This window comes from Vibrio sp. HDW18 (assembly GCF_011306175.1).
GTDB classification, from domain to species: domain Bacteria; phylum Pseudomonadota; class Gammaproteobacteria; order Enterobacterales; family Vibrionaceae; genus Vibrio; species Vibrio chanodichtyis.
Map to the genome: position 1 here is coordinate 447544 of NZ_CP049913.1, position 24448 is coordinate 471991.

General features: G+C 47.7%; 22 protein-coding genes and 1 pseudogene. 8 read left to right on the forward strand and 15 right to left on the reverse strand.

Going from position 1 to position 24448, the window contains the following annotated elements:
- Positions 1 to 26 precede the first annotated feature (26 nt).
- Both sucA and sdhB read right to left on the reverse strand, forming a co-directional pair.
- Positions 27 to 2837, reverse strand: a complete 2811-nt coding sequence (gene sucA, locus G7083_RS02050; RefSeq protein ID WP_166013353.1) for a 2-oxoglutarate dehydrogenase E1 component — start codon at positions 2835 to 2837, stop codon at positions 27 to 29.
- A gap of 86 nt (positions 2838 to 2923) precedes the next feature.
- A pseudogene (gene sdhB, locus G7083_RS15050) lies at positions 2924 to 3073 on the reverse strand (succinate dehydrogenase iron-sulfur subunit); the annotation flags it as partial.
- 578 nt (positions 3074 to 3651) lie between these two features.
- On the opposite strand from sdhB, the gene G7083_RS02060 reads away from it, so the two are divergent.
- Positions 3652 to 4944, forward strand: a complete 1293-nt coding sequence (locus G7083_RS02060) for a citrate synthase (RefSeq protein WP_166013354.1) — start codon at positions 3652 to 3654, stop codon at positions 4942 to 4944.
- Between the two features lie 112 nt (positions 4945 to 5056).
- Here the strand turns inward: G7083_RS02060 and G7083_RS02065 are convergent, their stop codons facing one another.
- The 3 genes from G7083_RS02065 to seqA all read right to left on the reverse strand — a co-directional run bounded on the left by G7083_RS02065 (position 5057) and on the right by seqA (position 8244).
- Positions 5057 to 5815 (reverse strand): Nif3-like dinuclear metal center hexameric protein, encoded by a 759-nt coding sequence (locus G7083_RS02065; protein ID WP_166013355.1) that lies wholly within the window; start codon positions 5813 to 5815, stop codon positions 5057 to 5059.
- A gap of 138 nt (positions 5816 to 5953) precedes the next feature.
- Positions 5954 to 7600 (reverse strand): phosphoglucomutase (alpha-D-glucose-1,6-bisphosphate-dependent), encoded by a 1647-nt coding sequence (gene pgm / locus G7083_RS02070; protein WP_166013356.1) that lies wholly within the window; start codon positions 7598 to 7600, stop codon positions 5954 to 5956.
- Positions 7601 to 7710: 110 nt separating this feature from the next.
- Positions 7711 to 8244 (reverse strand): replication initiation negative regulator SeqA, encoded by a 534-nt coding sequence (seqA, locus tag G7083_RS02075; RefSeq protein WP_166013357.1) that lies wholly within the window; start codon positions 8242 to 8244, stop codon positions 7711 to 7713.
- Positions 8245 to 8336: 92 nt separating this feature from the next.
- Between seqA and G7083_RS02080 the strand changes: the two genes are divergently transcribed.
- The 4 genes from G7083_RS02080 to fcrX all read left to right on the forward strand — a co-directional run bounded on the left by G7083_RS02080 (position 8337) and on the right by fcrX (position 10992).
- A complete protein-coding gene (locus G7083_RS02080) occupies positions 8337 to 9101 on the forward strand; it encodes an alpha/beta fold hydrolase (RefSeq protein ID WP_166013358.1) in 765 nt (254 codons plus the stop codon).
- Positions 9102 to 9203: 102 nt separating this feature from the next.
- Positions 9204 to 9425, forward strand: coding sequence for a DUF2788 domain-containing protein (locus tag G7083_RS02085; protein ID WP_166013359.1), 222 nt, complete (start codon positions 9204 to 9206; stop codon positions 9423 to 9425).
- A gap of 48 nt (positions 9426 to 9473) precedes the next feature.
- Positions 9474 to 10001, forward strand: coding sequence for a flavodoxin FldA (gene fldA, locus G7083_RS02090; RefSeq protein ID WP_166013360.1), 528 nt, complete (start codon positions 9474 to 9476; stop codon positions 9999 to 10001).
- A gap of 538 nt (positions 10002 to 10539) precedes the next feature.
- A complete protein-coding gene (gene fcrX / locus G7083_RS02095; protein WP_166013361.1) occupies positions 10540 to 10992 on the forward strand; it encodes a ferric iron uptake transcriptional regulator FcrX in 453 nt (150 codons plus the stop codon).
- A 97-nt stretch (positions 10993 to 11089) separates the two neighbouring features.
- Here fcrX and G7083_RS02100 read toward each other — a convergent pair whose 3' ends face one another.
- From G7083_RS02100 to fabB, 3 genes are all read right to left on the reverse strand, one after another.
- The gene (locus tag G7083_RS02100; protein ID WP_166013362.1) at positions 11090 to 12103 is read right to left on the reverse strand and encodes an aspartate-semialdehyde dehydrogenase; all 1014 of its coding nucleotides are present in this window, start codon (positions 12101 to 12103) and stop codon (positions 11090 to 11092) included.
- On the reverse strand, positions 12087 to 13232 hold the full coding sequence (locus G7083_RS02105; protein WP_166013363.1) for a 4-phosphoerythronate dehydrogenase: 1146 nt from the start codon (positions 13230 to 13232) through the stop codon (positions 12087 to 12089). The genes G7083_RS02100 and G7083_RS02105 overlap by 17 nt, the downstream gene beginning before the upstream one ends.
- 203 nt (positions 13233 to 13435) lie before the next feature.
- The gene (fabB, locus tag G7083_RS02110) at positions 13436 to 14647 is read right to left on the reverse strand and encodes a beta-ketoacyl-ACP synthase I (RefSeq protein ID WP_166013364.1); all 1212 of its coding nucleotides are present in this window, start codon (positions 14645 to 14647) and stop codon (positions 13436 to 13438) included.
- Between the two features lie 126 nt (positions 14648 to 14773).
- Between fabB and mnmC the strand changes: the two genes are divergently transcribed.
- The gene (mnmC, locus tag G7083_RS02115; protein ID WP_166013365.1) at positions 14774 to 16789 is read left to right on the forward strand and encodes a bifunctional tRNA (5-methylaminomethyl-2-thiouridine)(34)-methyltransferase MnmD/FAD-dependent 5-carboxymethylaminomethyl-2-thiouridine(34) oxidoreductase MnmC; all 2016 of its coding nucleotides are present in this window, start codon (positions 14774 to 14776) and stop codon (positions 16787 to 16789) included.
- 216 nt (positions 16790 to 17005) lie between these two features.
- On the opposite strand, the gene G7083_RS02120 is transcribed toward mnmC, so the two are convergent.
- The 3 genes from G7083_RS02120 to G7083_RS02130 form a co-directional block, all read right to left on the reverse strand.
- Positions 17006 to 17533, reverse strand: coding sequence for an NADPH-dependent FMN reductase (locus G7083_RS02120; protein ID WP_166013366.1), 528 nt, complete (start codon positions 17531 to 17533; stop codon positions 17006 to 17008).
- A 165-nt stretch (positions 17534 to 17698) separates the two neighbouring features.
- Positions 17699 to 17989 carry a YfcL family protein gene (locus tag G7083_RS02125; protein ID WP_166013367.1) on the reverse strand — a complete coding sequence of 97 codons (291 nt, stop codon included), beginning with the start codon at positions 17987 to 17989 and terminating at the stop codon, positions 17699 to 17701.
- A 77-nt stretch (positions 17990 to 18066) separates the two neighbouring features.
- Positions 18067 to 18597 (reverse strand): elongation factor P hydroxylase, encoded by a 531-nt coding sequence (locus G7083_RS02130; RefSeq protein WP_166013368.1) that lies wholly within the window; start codon positions 18595 to 18597, stop codon positions 18067 to 18069.
- Positions 18598 to 18905: 308 nt separating this feature from the next.
- Here G7083_RS02130 and G7083_RS02135 point away from each other — a divergent pair, with 308 nt between their 5' ends.
- Positions 18906 to 19529 (forward strand): trimeric intracellular cation channel family protein, encoded by a 624-nt coding sequence (locus G7083_RS02135; protein ID WP_166013369.1) that lies wholly within the window; start codon positions 18906 to 18908, stop codon positions 19527 to 19529.
- A gap of 74 nt (positions 19530 to 19603) precedes the next feature.
- Here G7083_RS02135 and aroC read toward each other — a convergent pair whose 3' ends face one another.
- Positions 19604 to 20689, reverse strand: coding sequence for a chorismate synthase (gene aroC, locus G7083_RS02140; protein WP_166013370.1), 1086 nt, complete (start codon positions 20687 to 20689; stop codon positions 19604 to 19606).
- 234 nt (positions 20690 to 20923) lie between these two features.
- A complete protein-coding gene (gene prmB / locus G7083_RS02145) occupies positions 20924 to 21856 on the reverse strand; it encodes a 50S ribosomal protein L3 N(5)-glutamine methyltransferase (RefSeq protein WP_166013371.1) in 933 nt (310 codons plus the stop codon).
- A gap of 66 nt (positions 21857 to 21922) precedes the next feature.
- Between prmB and smrB the strand changes: the two genes are divergently transcribed.
- On the forward strand, positions 21923 to 22483 hold the full coding sequence (gene smrB, locus G7083_RS02150) for an endonuclease SmrB (RefSeq protein ID WP_166013372.1): 561 nt from the start codon (positions 21923 to 21925) through the stop codon (positions 22481 to 22483).
- Between the two features lie 38 nt (positions 22484 to 22521).
- Here smrB and flhB read toward each other — a convergent pair whose 3' ends face one another.
- Positions 22522 to 23652 (reverse strand): flagellar biosynthesis protein FlhB, encoded by a 1131-nt coding sequence (gene flhB, locus G7083_RS02155; RefSeq protein ID WP_166013373.1) that lies wholly within the window; start codon positions 23650 to 23652, stop codon positions 22522 to 22524.
- Positions 23653 to 23661: 9 nt separating this feature from the next.
- On the reverse strand, positions 23662 to 24444 hold the full coding sequence (gene fliR / locus G7083_RS02160; RefSeq protein ID WP_166013374.1) for a flagellar biosynthetic protein FliR: 783 nt from the start codon (positions 24442 to 24444) through the stop codon (positions 23662 to 23664).
- Positions 24445 to 24448: the final 4 nt, after the last annotated feature.

Below are 24448 nucleotides of genomic sequence, written 5' to 3' on the forward strand. Positions count from 1 at the left end.
TCGTCTCTTCCTTATACTTCTCGTTCTTAGGCTAAGTTTAGCGCGTCTTCAAGCAACGCTTTTTGTTGTTTCATATGCAGTGACATATAGCCAACCGCAGTCGATGCTGAAGCAGGACGACCGGCGTATTTCAGCTCGGCACCTGCGGGGATTGCTGCGCGGAAATTGTGTTGGCTACTGTACCAAGCCCCTTGGTTTTGAGGCTCTTCCTGACACCAGACGTAATCCAATACATTCGGGTAATCGGCAATCGCCGCTTGTACATCGTCCAGTGGGAAAGGATAGAGCTGCTCAATACGCACTAACGCGACATTTTGCTGCTGATTGGTTCGGCGTTGCTCAAGTAAGTCGTAGTAAACCTTACCAGAGCAAAATACTACCCGCTTGACTTGCGTCGCCTCTAAATGGTCGATTTCAGCAATGGCTGGCTGGAACGTGCCATCGGTTAGCTCTTGTACACTCGACACACATAATGGATGACGCAGCAAAGACTTAGGCGACATCACCACCAGTGGCCGACGCATTGGGCGCACAACTTGGCGGCGCAGCATGTGGTATACCTGCGCGGGGGTCGATGGCACCACCACCTGCATGTTTTGCTCAGCACATAATTGCAAATAGCGCTCTAAACGTGCTGAAGAGTGTTCAGGGCCTTGCCCTTCATAGCCATGTGGTAACAACATGGTTAGGCCGCATAAACGTCCCCATTTTTGCTCACCTGACGAAATGAACTGATCGATCACCACCTGCGCCCCATTGGCAAAGTCACCAAACTGGGCTTCCCATACGGTTAAACCACTGGGTTCCGCCGTTGCATAACCATACTCAAATGCCAATACTGCTTCTTCGGATAGCACAGAGTCGTACACTTCAAACGGACCTTGGCCAGCATGGATTTGCGTCAATGGAATATAAGTACTGGCATCATTTTGGTTGTGCAGCACGGCATGACGATGAAAAAAGGTTCCACGACCGGAATCTTGCCCAGAAATGCGGATGCGTTTTCCTTCGTCGAGTAACGTCGCGTAAGCTAGGGTTTCCGCCATTCCCCAATCCAACATTTTTTCGCCAGCCATCATCGCTAAGCGGTCTTGATAGATTTTTTCAACTCGGCTATGCAGAACATGGCTGTCTGGATATTGGCACACTCGGCGACCGAGATCTTGCAATCGTGTCATCGCAAATGCGTTCTGCCATGGGGTTGTCCAATCATGGCCAAGGTATGGCGACCAATCCACCGAATGCATCGCCATGGGTCGCCACTCTTTGACCACCACCTCACCGCGATCTAACGCATCACGGTATTCATTGACCAGTTGCGTAGCGGTTTCGAGCGAGCACTCACCACGCTCAGTCAACACATCAGCATACAATTTACGCGGGGTCGGATGTTTTTTGATTTTTTGGTACATCAGCGGCTGCGTGGCATTCGGCTCATCCGCTTCGTTATGACCATGACGACGATAACACACCAGATCGATGACCACATCGCGCTTAAATTGATTGCGATAATCCAAGGCTAAGCGAGTGACGAAAGCGACCGCTTCCGGATCGTCTGAATTTACGTGAAAAATGGGAGCCTGAACCATTTTGGCAATATCGGTACAGTACATCGTTGAGCGCGTATCGCGTGGATTAGAAGTGGTAAAACCGACTTGATTGTTGATCACAATCCGCACCGTACCGCCGACATAGAAACCACGCGCTTGTGACATATTGAAGGTTTCGGCCACCACGCCTTGCCCTGCAATCGCCGAGTCACCATGAATGGTGATCGGCAAGACTTTACTGCCATCTTGGTCACCTAAGCGATCTTGCCGGGCGCGTACCGAACCCATCACCACTGGATTCACAATTTCTAGGTGGGACGGGTTAAACGCTAAAACTAAATGAACATCGCCACCTGGCGTCGCAAAATCTGCCGAGAAACCCTGATGGTATTTGACATCCCCAGTCCCCCATCCTTCGGCATGCTTGCCTGCAAATTCATCAAACAGATCTTGTGGTTTTTTACCCAGCACGTTCACCAGCATGTTCAAACGACCACGGTGTGCCATGCCAATCACCACTTCTCGCATGCCACTTGCACCTGCCTGGCGGATCAGCTCTTTGGTCATTGGCACTAAAGCGTCCCCCCCTTCTAAAGAGAAACGTTTGGCACCTGGAAACTTCGCACCAAGATAGCGCTCAAGGCCTTCCGCGGCGGTGAGCTCTTCAAGGAAAGTTTGCTTTTCTTGCTGGGTAAATGCTGGACGACCAACCACTGGCTCCAAACGTTGCTGGATCCAACGCTTCTGCTCCGTATCGGTGATATGCATATACTCTGCCCCCATCGCACCACAATAGATGTTTTGCAACGATTGGTGGATCTCTTGCAGTTGCATGGTCTCCTGGCCGATAGCAAAAGAGCCGACATTAAAAGTGGCTTGTAAATCTTCTTGGGTTAAAGAATGAAATAGTGGATTCAGTTCTGCGATGTCAGGACGCTGCCATAAACCGAGCGGATCCAATTGCGCGGCTTCATGGCCGCGAAAGCGGTATGCATTGATGAGCTGTAAAACTTTAACTTGTTTTGCATCGACTTCAGGATCACTCACTTGGGCACTGTAATGCTTGCTCTCTTGCGCGAGCCGTCGGAAGTAGTCACGAACCCGTGAGTGTGGTTGTTCCACCACATTGCTGGAGTGCACAGGCAACTCCTCAAACACACGTTTCCACTCATTACTCACCAGATCGGGATCACTGAGATACAATTCGTAGAGATCCTCTACATAAGTTGCATTAGCGCCAGCCAAATGTGAAGACTCGAGCCATGCCTTCATCACGCTATTGTGCATTTTTTTCCCTTAATCAGTTGTTTTCACGTTTGCTACGGTCTGCGCCGAGCTACACAAAGCAGACGCTAACGCCTGCAATCTTCAATTTAAGCCGCACGATGGATGGATTGAAACTGAATATCTCTCATCGCTTGGGTTGGATTCAAACCTTTAAGGCAAACACTGACACAATTCATAATACCGTGGCAACGAAAAACGCTAAATGTATCATCAAGATCCGATAAACGTTGCTCTGTTTTAAAAGCTTGCCACCCAGCCATCTATAAATGGCTTAATATTCGATAGAGCGATCGTAAAACTGTGTTATGTCGATAATCAAGCTTGGTCTGTCAATCTCAAATATACCCTTCATACTTGAAGCTGCAGCGGTGTTAGCTACGTTCGTTCACCCCAATCACATAGTTTGTCTATGCTCATGGGGACTCACTCACTTTCCGCCTACCTGCAACTCCAAGTTGTTTGGGTATAACAACACGCTGATTAACATTTAAACAACACATCAACCAGTAAATTATCAAGGTAACGGCCATTTAACTATTTCATTCAAGGCTGAAATATCAGCATAACATATCTCTATTCCCTTGAATTTATAGGCCTAACAGTAAATTTATTCGCCAAACCCAGACTGCAACATTTTAGTACAGTTGATTTAACAAGTTCTGCCGCATGGAACATATTTTTAACTTTAGCACGGTAAAAAATCAAAGTGACTGCACACATCAGAGGACAAGCATTGACTTTGCCTGAGATCAGACGTACAAGAATCACACACAAAGATCCTGGACGGATTAAATAACAAACAAAGGAGATGGTTATGGCGGATCAGAAAGCGACCCTGCACATTGAAGGTAAAGCGCCAATCGAATTGCCGATAATGGATGGTTCTCTTGGCCCACAAGTCATCGACGTTCGCACCTTAGGCGCCAACGGCTACTTTACTTTTGACCCAGGCTTTCTTGCCACTGCATCTTGTGAGTCTCAAATTACCTACATCGATGGCAATAAAGGTATTTTATTGCATCGTGGTTACCCGATCGATCAGCTCGCCAATAACGCGGACTACTTAGAAGTGTGCTACATCCTTCTGTACGGTGAGGCGCCAAATCGCAAGCAATATGAAGAATTCAAAAAAATCGTAACTCGCCACACTATGGTACACGAACAGATCGCCAGCTTTTTCCACGGCTTCCGCCGTGATGCACACCCAATGGCGGTAATGTGTGGTGTAGTTGGTGCGTTAGCGGCGTTTTATCACGATTCACTCGATAACAACAACGATACCCATCGAGAAATCGCGGCTTATCGTCTGCTGTCAAAAATGCCAACCTTGGCCGCAATGTGTTACAAATATTCAGTCGGTCAGCCGTTTATCTATCCACGTAATGACTTGAGTTACGCAGAAAACTTTTTACATATGATGTTTGCGACTCCTTGTGAGGAGTATGAAGTTAACCCCATCGTCGCACGTGCCATGGATAAGATTTTTACTTTGCACGCCGACCATGAGCAAAATGCCTCCACCTCTACTGTACGTTTGGCCGGGTCATCGGGAGCGAACCCATTTGCCTGTATCGCTGCAGGGATTGCTTCTCTGTGGGGGCCTGCTCACGGTGGCGCGAATGAGGCATGTTTACGTATGCTGGAAGAGATCGGCTCAGTCGATAAAATTCCGGAGTATGTCCGACGTGCGAAAGATAAAGATGATCCTTTCCGTTTGATGGGCTTTGGTCATCGGGTCTATAAAAACTATGACCCACGCGCAACGGTCATGCGCGAAGCGTGCCACGAAGTGCTCAAAGAGTTGAATATTCAAGATCCGCTACTGGATGTCGCCTTGGAATTGGAGCGTATTGCCCTGTCTGACAGCTATTTTATCGACAAAAAACTCTACCCGAATGTCGATTTTTACTCTGGTATTATTCTTAAAGCGATCGGTATTCCTATCTCAATGTTTACCGTGATCTTTGCTATGTCACGAACCATAGGTTGGATTGCGCACTGGAATGAGATGCACAGCGATCCAGACAACCGCATCGGTCGTCCACGTCAGTTGTACACTGGTCAACAATTACGTGATTTCCTACCATTGCATGAACGCCATTCGTGATCCTAATCGGTGATCCATCACGCCACTGATATACAACTAGAGCGAGGTCATCTCGCTCTAGTTGATATGGCCACCCTTAAATCACCACCTAAGGCGGTGAGCATGCTGAGCACTACACCGGATTATCAATATCAATAAAGGTAACATCGAGTCCGTGATGTTGTGCCAACCATTCCCCTAACGCTTTAATTCCGTAACGTTCAGTCGCATGATGGCCCGCTGAAAAATAGTGAATCGACTGTTCACGTGCCGCATAAGTGGTACGCTCCGAGATCTCTCCGGAGATAAACGCATCGAGGCCACGACTGGCCGCCAACTCAATGTAATCTTGTCCACCACCGGTACACCAACCGATCGTTTCAATCAACTTATCCGCTTGCTCAGGAGCAATGTGCAACGGTGCTCGATTAAGGGTTTGTTCAATTCGCTGTGCAAATTGTTGTGCAGTCAATGGTGAAGCTAAGCGACCAAACATCGCCACCGATTGCGGATGCCCTTCCAAACCACCTTCAACACAAATTCCTAAGCGCTGGGCTAATTGTGCATTATTGCCCAGTTGTGGATGGATATCTAAAGGCAGATGGTATGCATATAAGTTGAGCTCATTTTGGATCAGGGTACGGATGCGGCGACCTTTCATACCGCGGATAGCCTCCGGCTCACTTTTCCAAAAATAACCGTGGTGGACTAACAACGCATCGGCATTGTGCTCGATCGCCGCCTCGATTAAAGCCAAGCTGGCCGTCACTCCGGTAACAATCCGTTGCACCTGAGTTTTACCTTCAATTTGCAAACCGTTAGGACAGTAATCTTTGATTAACTGTGGTGACAATGTCTCATTTAGCAAAGCTTCTAGCTGTAAATTGTTCATCTTGTAATCCATTGAGCAGCAGAGTGGAATATCTCAAGGCCATCCACGTTTAGGCTTGCTGTATCATACAAATTATTAAGCGATATAAAAGACAAAGGGGCGATGTCAGCGCCCCTTATTTTCATCCTCACAGTTCGGTTATAAACCGGCGTCTTTAAACACTTGGTTCACAATCTGCTGCGCTTCAGATTCGATTTGCTGTAAGTGCTCTGGCCCTTTAAAGCTCTCACAATAAATCTTGTAAATATCTTCGGTACCGGAAGGGCGGGCAGCAAACCAGCCATAATCGGAGGTCACTTTCAAACCGCCAATCGCTGCGCCGTTGCCCGGTGCATGCGTCAAACGAGCGGTGATTGGATCACCAGCTAATGTTTGCGCTGCCACCTTCTCCGGTGAGAGTTTTTTCAGTACATTCTTCTGCGGCCCATTGGCCACCGCTTGCAAACGGCTGTAGTGAGATTCACCATGTTTAGCCGCCAGCTCATCGTAATATTGCTGTGGATTTTTGCCGGTAATCGCCGTGATTTCTGCCGCTAATAGGCATAACAAGATGCCATCTTTATCGGTCGACCAAGGTGTACCATCTTGACGTAGGAAAGAAGCTCCCGCACTTTCTTCACCACCAAAGCCAAAACGCCCAGAGTACAAGCCATCAACAAACCATTTGAAGCCAACCGGCACTTCACACAATTCACGACCAAGATCGGCCACCACTTTATCAATCATGGCACTGGAAACTAATGTTTTACCAACCGCGACATGCTCTGCCCATCCTTGACGGTGACGATACAAATAATCAATGCACACCGCTAAGAAATGGTTGGGATTCATCAAGCCTTTAGGCGTAACGATACCGTGGCGATCGTAGTCTGGATCATTACCAAACGCTAAATCGTACTCATCTTTCAACGCCAATAAGCCCGCCATCGCATAAGGCGAAGAGCAGTCCATACGGATTGCCCCATCTTTATCCAGTGACATAAATTGGAAACTTGGGTCGATCGCTTCGCTGACCAAAGTAATATCCAACTGATAGGCTTGCGCAATTTGACGCCAATAATCGATACCACTGCCACCAAGAGGATCAACCCCGATTTTTAGCTTGGCCTGTTGAATCGCCGCCATATCAATCACATTGACCAGATCATCAACATATGGTTTAACCAAATCGACTTGCTTAAACAGTGGCGATTGTAATGCCAAAGCCAACGGCATACGTTTGACCCCACTAAGATTGGCGCTGATATAAGCGTTGGCACCATCTTCAATCGCTTGAGTTAATTCACCTTCCGCAGGGCCGCCATGGGGTGGGTTATATTTAATGCCGCCATCTTGTGGTGGATTGTGCGATGGCGTGATCACAATACCGTCGGCTTGCGCAGTATGCTTACGATTGTAAGTTAAGATCGCATGGGAAATCCCCGGTGTCGGGGTGTAGCCGTTATGTTGCTGCACGATGACTTCGATACCATTGGCAATCAGCACCTCCAAGACACTACTAAACGCAGGCTCTGACAACGCATGCGTGTCTTTACCAATAAAGATCGGCCCGGTCACCCCTTGTGCACGGCGCACATCGGCTACCGCTTGGGCAATCGCTAAAATATGCTGTTCATTAAACGTAGTTTTATCTGACGTACCACGGTGCCCCGAGGTACCAAATTCGACTTTATGCGCCAGATTGCCAGCTTCTGGCTGGAGTAAGTAATAATTTGCAACTAGCGCAGGGATATTGTGCAGATCCTCTTGTCGCGCCTTTTGTCCAGCACGAGGGTGCATCGCCATAGTGACATCCTTTGTTTAAATTTTGTCTAAAATAAAACCCCATAATATAACGGCATAGCGCTACGCATTATGAGGCTTAAATCAGAATTTTTGGCTGTGATTAGCAAAAATTAAATCGAATGAGTCACTTTCTCAATAATGTCACTTGGGAACCCCATCCGCACCATCACCTGCTCTACCATTTGTTGCTTACGGCTGGTGTTGTTGTTAGTGATCACCCAAAATGGCGTGTTAGGAATCGACTTAGGCTTAGTCGTTTGGCCACTCGCCAATAATGTCTGTTGATTATCCGCGAAATAAACTCGCTTACGACCTTTAACCATCGTCGCGGCAGAAAAGCTAATAGCGTCGATGCGGTATAGGGTCGACAAAACTAACATAAAGCGATCGATCGCATTTTTCAGTCTAGCAAACTCATCGGAAATCAGTAGCGAACGCATCGCTTTTACGCTATCAATTTTGGTCTCTAACGCAGCATCTTTGCTCACCACTAATCCTTTCGGTTCTGCCGGCGGTGTAACAACCCACTCACCACGGTCAGCATTGAGTAGACGACGCAAAATATCGGAAGCACTTTCACCAATATGCATCGTTTGACTGGCAATGTAACGGTATAGATCCTCATCAACCTCAATTGTTTTCATTCGCTTTTCACAATCTCTATGTTTAAACTTTTGCGGATTATAGCGAGATCTTGACTGAGACTCTACGTTAAACCAATCACTAATAAGATAAAATGTCAGCACTTCTTAATTACAAACTTGAAGGCAGCGGTAATACCGTTGTTTTGATCCACGGCCTATTTGGCAGCATGGATAATCTTGGCTTACTGGCTCGTGATCTCAAACGAGATCATCAAGTCCTGAGTCTGGATCTGCGTAACCATGGACAATCGTTCCATAGTGATGCCCATAATTATCCATTGATGGCACACGATGTGAACCAATTGCTTGAGCATCTCGACCTCACGGCAGTGACTGTGATTGGCCACTCAATGGGCGGTAAAGTCGCAATGAAACTCGCCGAGCTTGCTCGGCAAAAAATTCGACAACTGGTGGTATTGGATATGTCACCGGTCGCCTACCACCAGCACCGTCACGATCAGGTGTTCGCTGCGCTGGAGGCAGTGTTGGCACAAAAACCTACTTCGCGCAGTGAAGTGATGTCACTGCTTACCCAGCACATTGAGCAAGAGGACGTTCGACAGTTTCTTGGCAAATCTTTGCAAGCAGAACACAATGTGATGACTTGGCGCTTCAATGTCGCGGCGTTAAAAAAGAACTATGCCGACATTTTAGGCTGGCAGATGATCGCCCCTTGTCCTATTCCAACTTTATTTATTAAAGGGGCAGATTCTGATTACCTGACTGCGCAACACCAACCGATAGTACAAGCGCAGTTTAACCAAGCCAAAGCGCATGTGATCTCCAATACCGGTCACTGGTTACACGCAGAAAAACCAAACGAGGTACTGCGCACGATCCGCAAATTTATCGATTGACCGCACGCCGCGACGAAGTGAATTGAGAAACACTACGCCGATTAACTTTGTCGGCTAACAGTGGTATAGTGCGCGCAAGTAATTTGGCATCAAGGAATGTGCATGCTTTACGACGATATCAACACATTAGAGGCGATTGGACTCGATCTGTTGTTTGCTTCGCTGTTTTTCCTGATCGGAATGGCGATTAAAGATGTGTTGAAACAAGCCAATGTTCCCTTATTAGGACGTCGTATCGTATGGTTAGTGCTCTTTTTAGGGTGCGCAGGCTTTGTCGCCAAAGGCATAATTCAATTGACTTGGGAAGGCGGTGGACTAGGTTAAGCTCAACCAAGCCTCTCGACTCTTTAACAATCTAAAGGTAATGATTCTATGGCAAGTGTAGGTATCTTCTTTGGCAGCGACACCGGCAACACCGAAGCGATTGCAAAGATGATTCAAAAACAACTCGGTAAAAAACTGGTTCACATACAAGATATTGCTAAAAGCAGCAAAGAAGATATTAACAACTTCGACTTGCTGTTATTAGGCATTCCGACTTGGTATTACGGTGAAGCTCAGTGTGACTGGGATGATTTTTTTCCTGAGTTAGAAGCCATTGATTTTTCAACCAAACTTGTTGCAATTTTTGGTTGTGGCGACCAAGAAGATTACGCAGAGTATTTCTGCGATGCGATGGGAAGTGTACGTGATATCGTGCAAGCCAAAGGCGCAACCATCGTCGGTCACTGGCCAATCGAAGGTTATGAATTCGAAGCCTCTAAAGCTCTCGCCGATGAAAGCCACTTTATTGGCCTGTGTATCGATGAAGATCGCCAACCAGAACTCACCGAACAACGTGTCACCCAATGGGTAAACCAAGTTTATCAAGAGATGTGCTTGGCTGAACTGGAAGACTAAGTTGGATGGCAGCATAGACCTAACATCCCCTGCTTTTGCCAGGGGATGTTTTTATTAATCCAAACTCTACACCTAAACCATCCAATCTCTCACCACCAAAGCCACTAAAAGTGCTCTACAGTTCCGTAGCGACTTCACACTATTCGCGAGATAACGTCTCAAGAGTATTTTCTTCATACCTTGAGTAGCCTAGACTGCAGCTAAAGCAAGCACCGTTATCACTCACTATTGCGAAATAATGTGGATAACCATTGCCCCCATACTGGAGAAACAGCAAACCGTGAAATCCGTATTCTGTTGCAATGTGTTGACACGAAGGTGCAGGCTTCCAATTAACCGCTTGAAGTTCGTGGTTTATTGTTCACTGCGACTCACCTATAATGCAGTTCAACATCAATTTCTGTTATCCCCAACGAATTGAGATGCAGCTAAATAGCCAGTGAGAAATATTGACCGATACGACAGTTGACGTGGATTTGACAACGATTAACCTCATGTAGCAGCGATTTATCACGGCAGAACATCAACAGGAAAGTATATGTCAGACAACAATCAAGCGCTAAAGAATGCGGGTCTTAAAATTACCCTTCCACGGCTTAAAATTTTAGAAGTTTTACAACAACCAGAATGCCAACATATTAGTGCTGAAGAACTGTACAAAAAGTTGATTGATCTTGGCGAAGAGATTGGTCTTGCCACCGTGTACCGAGTTCTGAACCAATTTGATGATGCCGGCATTGTAACCCGCCACCACTTCGAAGGTGGTAAGTCGGTGTTTGAACTCTCATCTCAACATCACCACGACCACTTAGTGTGTCTGGACTGCGGTGAGGTGATCGAGTTTTCGGATGATGTGATTGAACAGCGCCAAAAAGAGATCGCGGCAAAATACAATGTGCAATTGACCAACCACAGCCTGTATCTGTACGGTAAGTGCGGTAGTCAAGGCAACTGCAAAGACAACCCTAACGCCCATCGCCCAGCGAAATAAATCGCTACACCAAGCCTAGTTTAGATAGCGAGAGCCAGATAAAGCAAAACCCACCAGCCGGTGGGTTTTGTTATAAATGAGTGCTCATCAAGGTCGTTTACAAATAATCGCGCACTAACAGCTCAGCAATTTGCACTGCATTGGTGGCAGCACCTTTACGTACGTTATCGGCCACTACCCACAAGTTAATTCCGCTATGATGGCTGATATCATTACGCACTCGGCCAACCAAAACATCATCTCTTCCGCCCGCATCACGCACTTGGGTTGGGAAATCGGCGCCACGGAACACTTCAATCCCAGCGGTTTGTTCAAGCAGATCGAGTACTTGCTCTGCATCAATCGGCGAGCCAGTCTCGACATGTACCGCTTCCGCATGGCCGTAAAACACCGGTACTCGTACACAAGTTGGGTTAACCATGATCGACGGATCATTGAAGATTTTCTGGGTTTCCCATACCATCTTCATCTCTTCTTTGGTGTAACCGTTATCCATAAATTGATCGATTTGTGGAATACAGTTGAATGCGATCTGTTGGCTAAAGGCATTGGTTTCTGCAGGATAACCATTGAGTAGCTTGGCCGTTTGTCCCGCCAGCTCATCAATCCCCGCTTTACCTGCACCAGAAACCGATTGATAAGTGGTCACGTTAATCCGCTCAATGCCAACCGCATCGTAAATCGGCTTTAGCGCGACTAACATCTGAATGGTGGAGCAGTTCGGGTTGGCAATAATATTGCGGTTACGAAACTCAGCAATCGCTTGTGGATTCACTTCCGGTACCACAAGAGGAATATCATAGTCATACCGGAAATGTGAGGTGTTATCGATCACCACCACGCCCGCTTCAGCCGCAATCGGAGCCCAATGTGCCGATAGATCACCACCGGCCGAAAATAGCGCGATATGCACTTGTGACCAATCAAAGGTTTCGACATTTTGCACTTGCACTGTCTTACCGTTAAAGCGATAGGTTTTACCTTCACTGCGCTCACTGGCCAGCAAGAAAAGTTCCGCGACAGGAAACTCACGTTCCTGCAACACTTGCAACATGGTTTCGCCTACGGCGCCCGTTGCGCCAAAAATGGCAACATTAAATTGTTGGCTCATCACATACCTCTACTTGAAAACCGAGTTTAGCCAAAGGAGCCAAATCACACTCAGCACCTCCGGTTAATGTCACCGCGCTGTATTCACGTCGATCCCAATAGTGTTTGCGGATTAAGTCAAACGCTCCGGGTTGATGGATCTCGCGGCGAAACAGTGCGTCATCTTGGCGCACATCATAAATAATTTGGGTCAGCGTATGCAGCGTTACTTCATTCCATGCACGATCGAGATAGACCTTAGGCACAGGAGCGCGAGGCAATAAACTGGCTGGATCCGCATGCAGTTTTCGACCAAGAAACGTACAATAGCTGTTGAAAATCATGGTGGTACCACGCGCCTTACCTTCCAGACCATAGCCGGCAATATGCGGGGTAGCAAATGCCAACAGGGGCAGCAATTCCATATCCACTTGCGGTTCAAATTCAAACACATCTAACACCGCAGTAAAACCATCACCTTGCTGCAAACGCGCTTTAAGCGCTGCGTTATCGACCACTGGGCCCCGGGCTGCATTAATCAAAATTTGATCACTGCGTAAGTTTTGTAAGATCGGCTCATTAATCAAATGCAGGGTCGGCCATTCACCTTCGCGTGTAATTGGCGTGTGTAAAGTGATCACATCCGCTTGTTCGAGTAGAGCATCCAGCTCAGTAAAGCTGCGCGGATCGCCTTGTGCTTGTTTCGGGGGATCATTGAGCAGGACCTTGATCCCAATTGCAGACAAGCAGTGCGCTAAATAACTGCCCACTTGCCCGGCTCCCACAATGCCAACCGTTTTATCAAAAATAGAAAAACCTTGCTGCTGTGCCAGCACCATCAGTACGCTAAACACATATTCCGCCACCCCAACCTTGTTACAGCCAGGGGCCGCGGTAAAGAAAATACCACGTTCGGCCAGTAACGCTTGGTCAACATGATCCATCCCCGCCGTCGCACTGCCAACAAACTTCAAGCGATTGGCTTTGGCTAGCAGCGCCTGATTCACCTTAGTAACCGAGCGAATCATTAAGGCATCGACATCAATCAAATCATCGGCCGTTAAGCTACGACCCGGTTTTAAAATCACGTCACCAAGCTGACTAAACAGTGCTTCAGCGTAAGGCATGTTCTCATCAATTAGAATTTTCATCGTCGGAATTTACGGCAATCAAAGTTGCGGGCATTGTGCAGAAAAGCGTGGAGGCTGTCGAGAATAAAAATACCCGGAGGCCTAAGCCACCGGGTAAACATCCAGAACCTAAGGATTTTGTTCCGCTTTCCATGGAACAAAGTCTGCGTCTGTTGCGATTAGTGAAACTAATCTGTTCTGGAAACTAGGTTGGATTGGGGCACTTAGCCTTGGTACTTTTTGATCACCAAGGTTGCATTCGTGCCACCAAAACCAAAGCTATTCGACATCACAGTGGTCAGCGCTTGCTCACGCATTTCCGTCACAATATCGAGACCGTGTGCCGCTTCATCCAAGGTGTCAATGTTGATGCTTGGCGCAATAAAACTGTGGTGTAACATCAAGGTAGAGTAAATTGCTTCATGTACCCCTGCCGCACCCAGTGCGTGACCAGTCATCGCTTTGGTGGCTGAAATAGCAGGACTGTTACCAGCAAACACTTGTTGGATGGCGCCGAGCTCTTTCACATCACCCACTGGGGTAGAGGTGCCGTGAGTGTTGATATAGTCAATTTTATCAACATCTTGCATTGCCATTTTCATACAACGCACCGCACCTTCACCCGATGGAGCCACCATATCGTAGCCATCTGATGTCGCGCCATAACCAACGATTTCACCGTAGATGGTGGCACCACGTGCCAACGCGTGTTCCAATTCTTCCACGACCACCATACCGCCGCCACCAGAGATCACAAAACCATCGCGATCCGCATCGTAAGTCCGCGAGGCTTTTTCTGGGGTTTCGTTGTATTTGGTCGACAGCGCGCCCATCGCATCAAACATCATAGTTTGTGACCAGTACAGCTCTTCACCGCCACCGGCAAATACGATGTCTTGCTTACCCAGTTGGATCAGTTCAACCGCATGACCAATACAGTGAGCAGAAGTGGCACAAGCAGAACTGATGGAATAGTTCACACCGCGAATTTTAAATGGCGTTGCCAAACATGCAGAAACGGTAGAAGACATGGTACGAGGCACCATGTAAGGTCCAACACGCTTAACGCCTTTTTCACGCTGCGTATCCACCGCGATCATTTGGTTTTCAGACGATGCGCCACCAGAGCCAGCAACAATACCGGTACGATCATTGGAAACTTGCTCAGCAGTCAGACCCGCATCCGCAATCGCTTGCTCAAGAGATAGATATGCATACGCAGCCGCATCACCCATAAAACGCATTTGCTTACGATCAATATGCTCTTGTGGGTTAATTTTTAAATCACCCCATACCTGTGAACGCAAGCCATGCTCTTTAAACTGTTCAGAGGCAGTAATGCCTGACTTACCAGCTTTTAGTGAGGCTAAAACTTCTTCGACGTTGTTACCGATACTCGAAATAATACCCATACCGGTGATGACGACTCGTTTCATGTAACATTCCTATTGTATAAATTTGGCTAGATAATAGCGAAGAAGAATAACAGAAGTGGTCAGCTTTCCCATTAATTCGTACAATCTCAGCCCATATTCAGCTTGATTTAATAAAATTTGTTCACTATGTCATCCATTTCTCACGCCCAGCTTGGCTGGAACGAAGCCGGAACCCCAGTCTCCGATCAATTTGACGATGTCTATTTCTCTAACGTCAATGGGTTAGCCGAGACACGTTATGTGTTCCTTGAGCAGAATCATCTACCACAAAGATGGCACCATGATGACCAAACTCGCTTTGTGATTGCGGAAACTGGTTTTGGTACTGGGCTGAATTTTCTGGCGGTTTGGCAAGCTTTTGTCGCATTTCGGCACAGCAATCCCAGCGCTAAGCTCAAACAACTGCATTTTATTAGTTTTGAAAAATACCCGCTGAGTAAAAACGATTTAATCCAAGCCCATCAAGCATGGCCTGAGCTGGCACCATTCGCACAAAAGCTGCATCAGCACTACCCATTAGCCATTCCAGAGTGTCAGCGGATTGTGTTGGACGATGGACTGATCACGCTCGATCTGTGGTTTGGCGATATTAAAGACTGCCTGCCGAAAGTGGCAATCCAAGAACAAGGTTTGGTTGATGCATGGTTCCTCGACGGTTTTGCGCCAAGCAAAAACCCAGAAATGTGGAATCAAAGCCTGTTTGAAGGTATGGCGAAACTGGCGAAAAATGGCTGTAGCTGCGCCACCTTTACGGCAGCCGGATTTGTCCGCCGAGGCTTAATCGAAGCGGGTTTTGCCATGCAAAAGGTCAAAGGTTTTGGCACCAAGCGGGAAATGCTTGCCGGCCGTCTGAACGAGAAATTGCCATACACCAATATCGCGCCAGAATTTCGATTTACCGCCACGCAAGGTCTACAAGAAGTGGCGATCATTGGCGGCGGTATCGCCAGTGCGACCTTAGCAACTACCCTAGCCAGACGTGGTATTGCCGTCACTCTTTACTGTGCCGATGAAAAACCTGCGCAAGGCGCATCAGGTAACCGACAAGGCGCAGTCTATCCACTGCTCAGTGGCGATCACAGCCCGGTATCACGCGTATTTGCTCCCGCATTCCTGTTTGCCCGTCAATTTATTGAGCAAGCAGCAGAGCAGATAAGCTTTGACCATGCTTGGTGCGGGGTGACCCAATTAATGTGGGATCAAAAAACCACCGAAAAACTCACCAGTATGCTTAAAGGGGATTTCCCAGAACCATTAGTTCATGGTTTATCCGCCGAGCAAACCAATCAACAAGTCGGCGTGCCAGTGGATCAAGCCAGTGTACATTATCCGCTTGGCGGCTGGCTCTGTCCGGCTGAACTCACCCAAGGGCTACTCAATACGTTAGTACAAGCCGGTAAGCTCAGAGTCTATTATCACACTCCGATTGATGCTCTAACTTGGCTGCCTGAAACACAGCAATGGCAACTGCACAGTGGCGATAAAGTGATGCAACATCAATCTGTCGTGATTGCCAGTGGTCATCAATTTGACTGTGTGGCACAAACCGCCGACTTACCACTCGGCAAAGTCAAAGGCCAAGTGAGCCATATTCCAACCACCAATACGCTCAGCAAAATCAGCAGTGTGCTCTGTTATGATGGCTATATGACGCCAGTCAGTCAGCAAAATGGTCAGCACTGCATTGGCGCAAGTTATGATCGGCAAAACCTAACGCTAACGTTTGATGCGCAAGCACAGCAGGAAAATGCGCAAAAACTGATCCACTGCTTACCTGAGCAAACTTGGCCATTGGAAGTGGATGTTCGCGGTAATCAATCACGCCAAGGCGTGCGCTGTGTGAGTCGCGATCATCTGCCTTTGGTTGGCAATATCGGTGAACTGGCAAAAATTACCGAGCAATACCGAGAGTTAGCACAGCAACCAGAAGCGCAGCCGATTGCACTCTATCCGCAGCTTTATGCTTTTGCTGGACTTGGCTCACGCGGTTTAAGTAGCGCACCGCTGATGGCAGAGCTGCTCGCCTCACAAATATGTGGCGATCCTCTGCCACTAAGCGTTGATCTGTTAGAACAGTTACACCCATGTCGGATGTGGGTGCGTAAACTGCGTAAAGGAAAAGCACTGACTCAGAAAGCTTAATCGAGCTATACCCAAACAACTTGGAGTTACAGGTAGGCGGCAAGTGAGTGATTCCCCATGAGCATAGACAAACTATGTGATTGGGGAGAACGAACGTCGCCAACCCGCTGCAGCTTCAAGTAGGAAGAGTGTATCCAAGAGTCAAACAATCAAAAGTCGATCAAACAAGCCTCGCACTGCGAGGCTTTATTCATTTTAGCGTTAATAGGCCATTTTTTAGGCGGAGAGCTTGGCGACCGCCGCTTTCAGCTCAGCAACTATCGCAGGATTGGTGACCACCCCTTGCTCAACATCGAAATTGTCATAAAAGCTAGGCACAGAAACGGAAGCTTTCACATTACCACCGAAGAAAGGGGCAGCAGCGGTTGCCGCGGCAAGCACCGATTTTGCACCACCAGGACCTGGTGAGGTGGCTAAGTAAACCGCCGGCTTGTCAGCAAACATCGCACGATTAATACGGGTCGCCCAATCAAACAGGTTTTTATAGGCGGCAGGATGATGGCCATTGTGCTCAGCAAATGAGATAACATAGGCATCCGCTTGTGCCAAATCATCTAAAAAGGCTTGCGCGCCTGCCGCATGACCCAGTTCCTTTTCCAAATCTTCACTAAACATAGGTACAGCGTAATCATTGATATTCAACACTTGTACTTGTGCGCCATCAACCAGAGCGGCGGCAAAAGTAGCCAGCGCTTGGTTAATCGAAGTAGAACTGCTGCTTGCACCAAAAGCGATAATTTTCATTGAGGTATCCCCTGATCCGTGTTGAATAAAGAGTAGTCTGCAAACCTATAGCCAGCAATCTCAATTTTTTCACTTAGTTGTTCAAAAAAGTTGAACAACCTTAAGTCAGAACCAAGCAAACTATGTGATTGGGGGTGAGCGAACCTCGCCAACACCGCTGCAACTTCAAGTAGGAAGAGGATATTGATTGGCGAATACTTGGCGAGCAAGCTGCTGCCAAAGCTCAGTCACTATAACCCGATCGAGCGGGCTAAGCTCCGAGCGAGCGGCGGCAATACTCTGTTCAATTTGCCGTTGGAATACATCCAGATCCTCGACGCCCTCTTCTTCACACTGCGCCGCGGACAGTGATATGTGTCCACGCAAATAGCCACCCGCAAACAGTTCATCATTCGATGCATGAGCAACTTGTGCATCAATCAGAGCCAGCAGTTTTTCTTCAAATTCAATAATCATGATGTCTCATTATTAGGCTAATGGTGTATAACGGGGGTTAATTAATCCGTTACACAATAGCATTTTAAACCAAGCAGTTATCGAATAATAAACTGCTCAGCCTGTAAAACGGGAGTGCGGTAAAAAGCTTGCAATGCCTCAGCCAGCATTTTGACGCGTAGTGGTAAACCTTGTTCAAGAATATTGAGCACTTGAGTGTGAACTTTGCTCATAAATACCAAACGATCCGGTTCAAAATCACCATTGAGGTTGTCACAACTCACGGTAAACGGAAAACCAGCACTCTGTGCCAAAATCCATTCATACGCTTGCGGACGAATTTCTACTCGTTCAAATTCTGCCTGAACTTGCGCACTGCGCCCATCAGGTTCATACCAGTAGCCAAAATCTTCCAATAAACGCCGCTCAGGGCCAGCCACACACCAATGGGCAATTTCATGCAGTGCCGAAGCGTAAAAGCCTCGCGCAAAAATGATCCGGTGATAATTCACCTGCTGATCCGCAGGCAGGTAGATCGGCTCATCGCCACCCAACTCTAATTGGGTCTGGTAAGACTCGAAAAAAGTCTGGTTGAAAATCTCAATTAAGTCTTGATAGTTATGATTCATAGCACAGGGTCGCAATGGATGACGCTGTGCATTCTGGCGATTTTTTATTGGCGGGTAAAGTGTTAAGCAAGATCCTCGCTCGACTGCCAAAAAAACGCTCAGCAGACCTTAATTTTTAGCATTATTTTTTCTAATCCAAACAGTTTCAACCTTATAAAAAATCATTATTTATTTGCTTAGCGATTCTCTAAAATTTTGCCTTAATTTTTCTATCTCAAAACAGCTTGCAATGGCGGTGAACGAGTCAATTTATCCAGCAGGTTGGTAAGCATTAATCTGAGACCCTGACACGAAATAAGGTAAGGCGCATGCTACTTAGTGTTTTGTATGTGATTGGAATTACGGCAGAAGCCATGACCGGCGCACTCAGTGCGGGGCGGCGTAAAATGGACTGGTTTGGCGTGATATTAGTCGCGAGTGCGACCGCTATTGGTGGTGGTACGGTGCGCGATATTCTGCTGGGTCACTACCCATTAGGTTGGGTTAAACATCCTGAATATCTGGCGATCACTTGCGTGGCGGGCATACTCACCACAGGGATCTATCGATGGGTGATCAAGCTAAAAGGCTTATTCATTCGCCTCGATGCGTTAGGCTTAATCGTGTTTTCGATCATCGGTACTCAAGTCGCGATGGAAATGGGGCTACATCCTGGTATCTGCCTCGTTTCGGCGGTGGTCACCGGTGTATTTGGCGGGCTATTGCGCGATTTGATTTGCCGCCAACCACCGCTGGTATTGCATGAAGAGCTGTATGCTTCAATTGCCTTAATCGCCTCTGGACTCTATCTCACCTTGCTAGAATTGGGAGTAAGTGATGTGCCGAGTACCATCGCCACTCTGGTGGTCGGCTACACATTACGCATGGCCGCAGTACGCTTTAAATGGCGTCTCCCCTCATTCCATTTGGAAGCGGAAAACTCGCTTCACTAGTCGCGGATTACAAAAATAACAACGCCCTCCATCGAGGGCGTTGTGCTATCAGCGGCTAAGCTCTAAAAATAAAGCTAGATTTTTGGAGTGGTGGTCACCACCCCTTGATTCTGACCACGATGACGCAGCAGATGATCCATCAACACAATCGCTAACATCGCTTCAGCAATCGGCACGGCACGGATCCCCACACAAGGATCATGACGCCCTTTAGTAATAAGCTCGGTTGCGGCTCCGTACAGATCAATCGTCTCGCCCGGAATGGTAATACTGGAGGTCGGTTTAAGTGCGATGCTCGCCACAATATCTTGCCCACTGGAAATGCCACCTAAAATGCCGCCGGCATGGTTAGAGCGAAATCCTTGCGGGGTCAGCGGATCACGATGTTGGCTACCTTTTTGCTGCACCACAGCAAAACCATCACCGATTTCCACCCCTTTCACCGCATTAATGCTCATCAGTGCATGGGCAATATCCGCATCCAAGCGATCAAATACGGGTTCGCCTAATCCAACCGGAACCCCTGTCGCCACCACTTGAACTTTGGCACCAATCGAATCGCCCTGTTTTTTCAGATCACGGATCAGTGCATCAAATGCCGCGACTTTATCAGCATCTGGGCAGAAAAAATCGTTGTGTTCAATCTGGTCCCAATCGACTTTATCTATCGCAATATCACCCATCTGTGACAAATAAGCCCGCACTTGAATACCGAACTCTTGCTGCAGATATTTTTTGGCAATCGCGCCGGCTGCGACACGCATTGCGGTTTCTCGTGCCGATGAACGGCCACCACCGCGATAATCTCGCGCACCATATTTTTGCTGGTAGGTGTAATCCGCATGTCCGGGGCGAAACTTATCTTTAATCTCTGAATAATCTTGCGACCGTTGGTCAGTATTTTCGATCAACAGTCCAATTGATGTGCCAGTGGTATGGCCGGCAAATACGCCAGAAAGAATTTTGACTTGATCCGGTTCGCGACGCTGAGTGGTATAACGTGATGTACCCGGGCGACGACGATCGAGATCGACTTGTAAATCCGCTTCGCAGAGAGCGAGCCCTGGTGGGCAGCCATCCACAATACATCCCAGTGCGATACCGTGACTTTCTCCGAAGGTGGTGACTCGGAAATGTTGTCCGATACTGTTTCCTGCCATGATTTCCTCAATGTTCAGTAAAATTGACTTTCACTGATTAACGATGGTTAGTGGCTTCATAGTGGCGTTTATGCTCAATGATGTAAAGTGTTAAACATCATCAGATTGCACCCGGTTCTGTCACCCCCACTTGGCTCTCAAGTCCCCCTCGCCACGACTGGCAGCCAATAAAAACGCCGACAGTTCAGTCGGCGCTAAGAGGAGCTTATCGATATGTAGACTGAATATTGATGCTTAATCTTTATACAGTGCAAAATCCGCGGCACAGTCAATCAGTTGTTCACGAGTTAACAAGAACACCCCGTGGCCACCATTTTCAAACTCTAGCCAAGTAAATGGGATATGGGGATACTGCTCCATCATATGCACCATAGAGTTACCCACTTCGCACACTAAAATTCCATTCTCTTTTAAATAGGCTGGTGCATTGGCCAAGATCCGACGTGCCAGCTTCAAGCCATCGCTACCTGCTGCAAGACCCAATTCTGGCTCATGACGAAATTCGTTAGGCAGGCTATCCATATCTTCCTGATCGACATAAGGAGGATTGGTCACGATCAGATCATACGGCTCGACCGGTAAGTCACGGAAGAGATCAGAACGGATCGGGAAAACTTGCTGCTCTAAACCATGATCTTGAATGTTTTGCTCGGCAACTTGCAGCGCATCCAGTGAAATATCAATCGCATCCACTTCTGCGTCAGGAAATGCGTTGGCACAGGCAATCGCAATACAACCACTACCGGTACACAAATCCATAATCCGGGTTGGCTCTTCGCTCAACCAAGGTTCAAAGCGGTTTTGGATCAACTCACCGATCGGCGAGCGCGGCACCAGTACGCGTTGATCAACGAAAAACTCCAGCCCACAGAACCAAGCTTTATTGGTCAGATAGGCGACAGGTGTACGTTCATTAATCCGGCGGATCACCCGCTCAACCACACGTAAACGCTCACTATTGGTTAGGCGAGAATTCAAAACATGCGGAGGCACATCAATCGGTAGATAGAGCGTTGGCAAAATCAGTTGTACCGCTTCATCCCAAGCGTTATCTGTGCCTTGACCATAAAATAGGTTAGCGGCGTTAAAACGACTCACCGTCCAACGAATCATGTCTTGCAAGGTATGCAGTTCTGCAACCGCCTCCTCAACGAAAATCTTATCCAAAATTGCCTCCAAAAAGCGCTACAATACTGCGTCATCAATTTACAGTAACCAAAATACGTCCCACCAATGAATAAACACCAGCAGAACATAGCCCACAATGCTCGCGATAACGAGAATGTTGACGACGATTTCTCACTGTTTCGTGACGAAGTACAGGGCGTAAAAAAGTTGCGTCAGGATACCATATTCCACGCCCCAAACAGAAATCCCAAGCAAAAAGAAATCCAGCGTAGCGAACGGGAAGCTTGCGACAACGATTTCTATTTCTCCGATCAATTTATGCCACATTTGAGTGATGAAGGACCTACACGCTATGCGCGCAGTGATGTTTCGAAATATGAAGTGAAAAGGTTGCGCCGTGGAGTGTACGTGCCAGATGTGTTTTTGGATATGCACGGCATGACCCAGCAAGAAGCCAAACGCGAATTAGGCGCGATGATCAGCTACTGCTTAAAAAACAACGTGCATTGTGCCTGTGTGCAACATGGGATTGGCAAACACATCTTAAAGCAAAATGTGCCACTATGGTTGGCCCAACACCCAGAAGTGTTAGCATTCCACCAAGCTCCACTCGAATTTGGTGGTGGCGGTGCGTTGTTAGTGCTGCTCTCGATTCCCGAAAAATAATCCAAGCTAATCCGAGTTTGCTCCACACTGTGCTGGTTTTAATAACGCATATCGGTTGGGATCGGCATGCTATCAGGGTTGAGTTTGGGTCGTTGTCCCCCTTTACGGCGGTACTGTTTTAACTGGAACACAAAAGCTAATACTTGCGCCACTGCCACGAATAAACCATCGGGGATCTGCTGCTCTAGCTCTGTGGTGTGATACAGCGCTCGCGCCAAAGGGGGCGCAGGTACAATGGTAATATCGTATTCTCGGGCAATTTCACGAATTTTCAGCGCCATATGATCCACCCCTTTGGCAATCACTACTGGGGCTTTGTCAGTATTTTGCTTATAGCGTAACGCCACCGAAAAGTGATCTGGGTTGGTGATGATCACGTCGGCCTGTGGCAAGGCTGCCATCATACGCCGCTGCGCAGCTTCACGTTGCAGCATACGGATCCGCCCTTTCACTTCCGGTTTACCTTCAGTATCTTTGTACTCATCTTTCACTTCTTGCTTGGTCATTTTCAATTGTTCGCTGTGCTGCCAAATCTGAAAAGGAATATCAATCGCCACCACCACCAACAGTGAGCAACTGATCAGCAAAATAAAGTTAAGTAAAATATCTAGCGCGTGAAAAATGTTTTGCGGATAAACATCAAAACTGAGTTGAAACAGATCGGTTCTGGATGACTCAATCAGATAAAAGGCCATCCCCGCCACCAGCAGCACTTTGAGGATTGATTTGATCAGCTCGACCCAACTTTTTAAACCAAACATTCGCTTCAACCCACTGAGCGGATTGACTTTCGACAGTTTGGGCATCGCAGCTTCTGCGGAAAAGCTAACCCCGCCGACCCCTGCCGCACCAAGTAAAGCGGCAACAAACAAGGTGATCAAAATCAGCAGCAGTGGCCACAATAAACCGAGAAAAACACCAGCGACGATATCGAACAGTTTGCCTACATCAAAAATTTCCTCACGACTCAAGGCAAACAGACGCTGCATCGCAGCCATCAGTCCATGAGCCAGCGTTTCACCAAACCACATTAGTGATAACGCGCCAATCACTAATACTGAGACGGAAGCCAACTCTTTTGATCGTGCAACTTGGCCTTTTTCCTTGGCCTGCTGCAACCTTCGGGGGGTGGCTGCTTCTGTCCTTTCTTGTCCATCCGATTCTGCCATATCAGCCCCCTAGCAGCTCAAGCGGATCAGGCGACAGATCTGCTCTTCCGCCTCTTGCCAATAAATTTCGTAATGGGTGTACAAACCATTGAGGATGTACCAACACAGCAATAAGCCGACCAGCAATGCAAATGAAAAACCAAGCGAAAAAATGTTCAACTGCGGTGCGGCACGGGTCATCACACCAAAGGAAAGGTTAACGGTGAGCAAGGCAATGATGCCAGAAAGTGACATGGCCAATGCCGCTTTAAACATGATGCCGAGCCACAGTGCCAACTCGCGATAATCAACCGCGGTCAATGAGCCACTGCCAATCGGTAAGCTTTTAAAGCTAAACACCACTAATTGGATCATTTTTAAATGACCATCAGTGACGAGAAAAAATAAGGTGGTGAGCAGCATAAACATCTGCCCCAGCACCGGCGTATTTTGACCGTTGGCAGGATCGACCATCGAGGCAAAACCAAGGCTCGATTGCATCCCCAAGATTTGACCAAGCATCACAAAAGATTGCACTAAAAATTGAGTCACCATGCCCATCGCCATGCCAATCACCACCTGTTCAAAGGTGATCATAAAACCGCGCAGCGACAGCAACGCGATATCGGCAGGGACGGCAGGAATGGCGGGCATCACCGCCAGCGTCAAAGCTAAGCCAAGATAGAGGCGCACACGGGCAGGAACAAAGCGCGCACCAGTCACCGACATCACCATCAACATGGCAGCAATACGAGTATAGGGCCAAAAATAGTTGGCAATGAAATCGAGCACGACACTGGCTGGGTACTCCATAAGC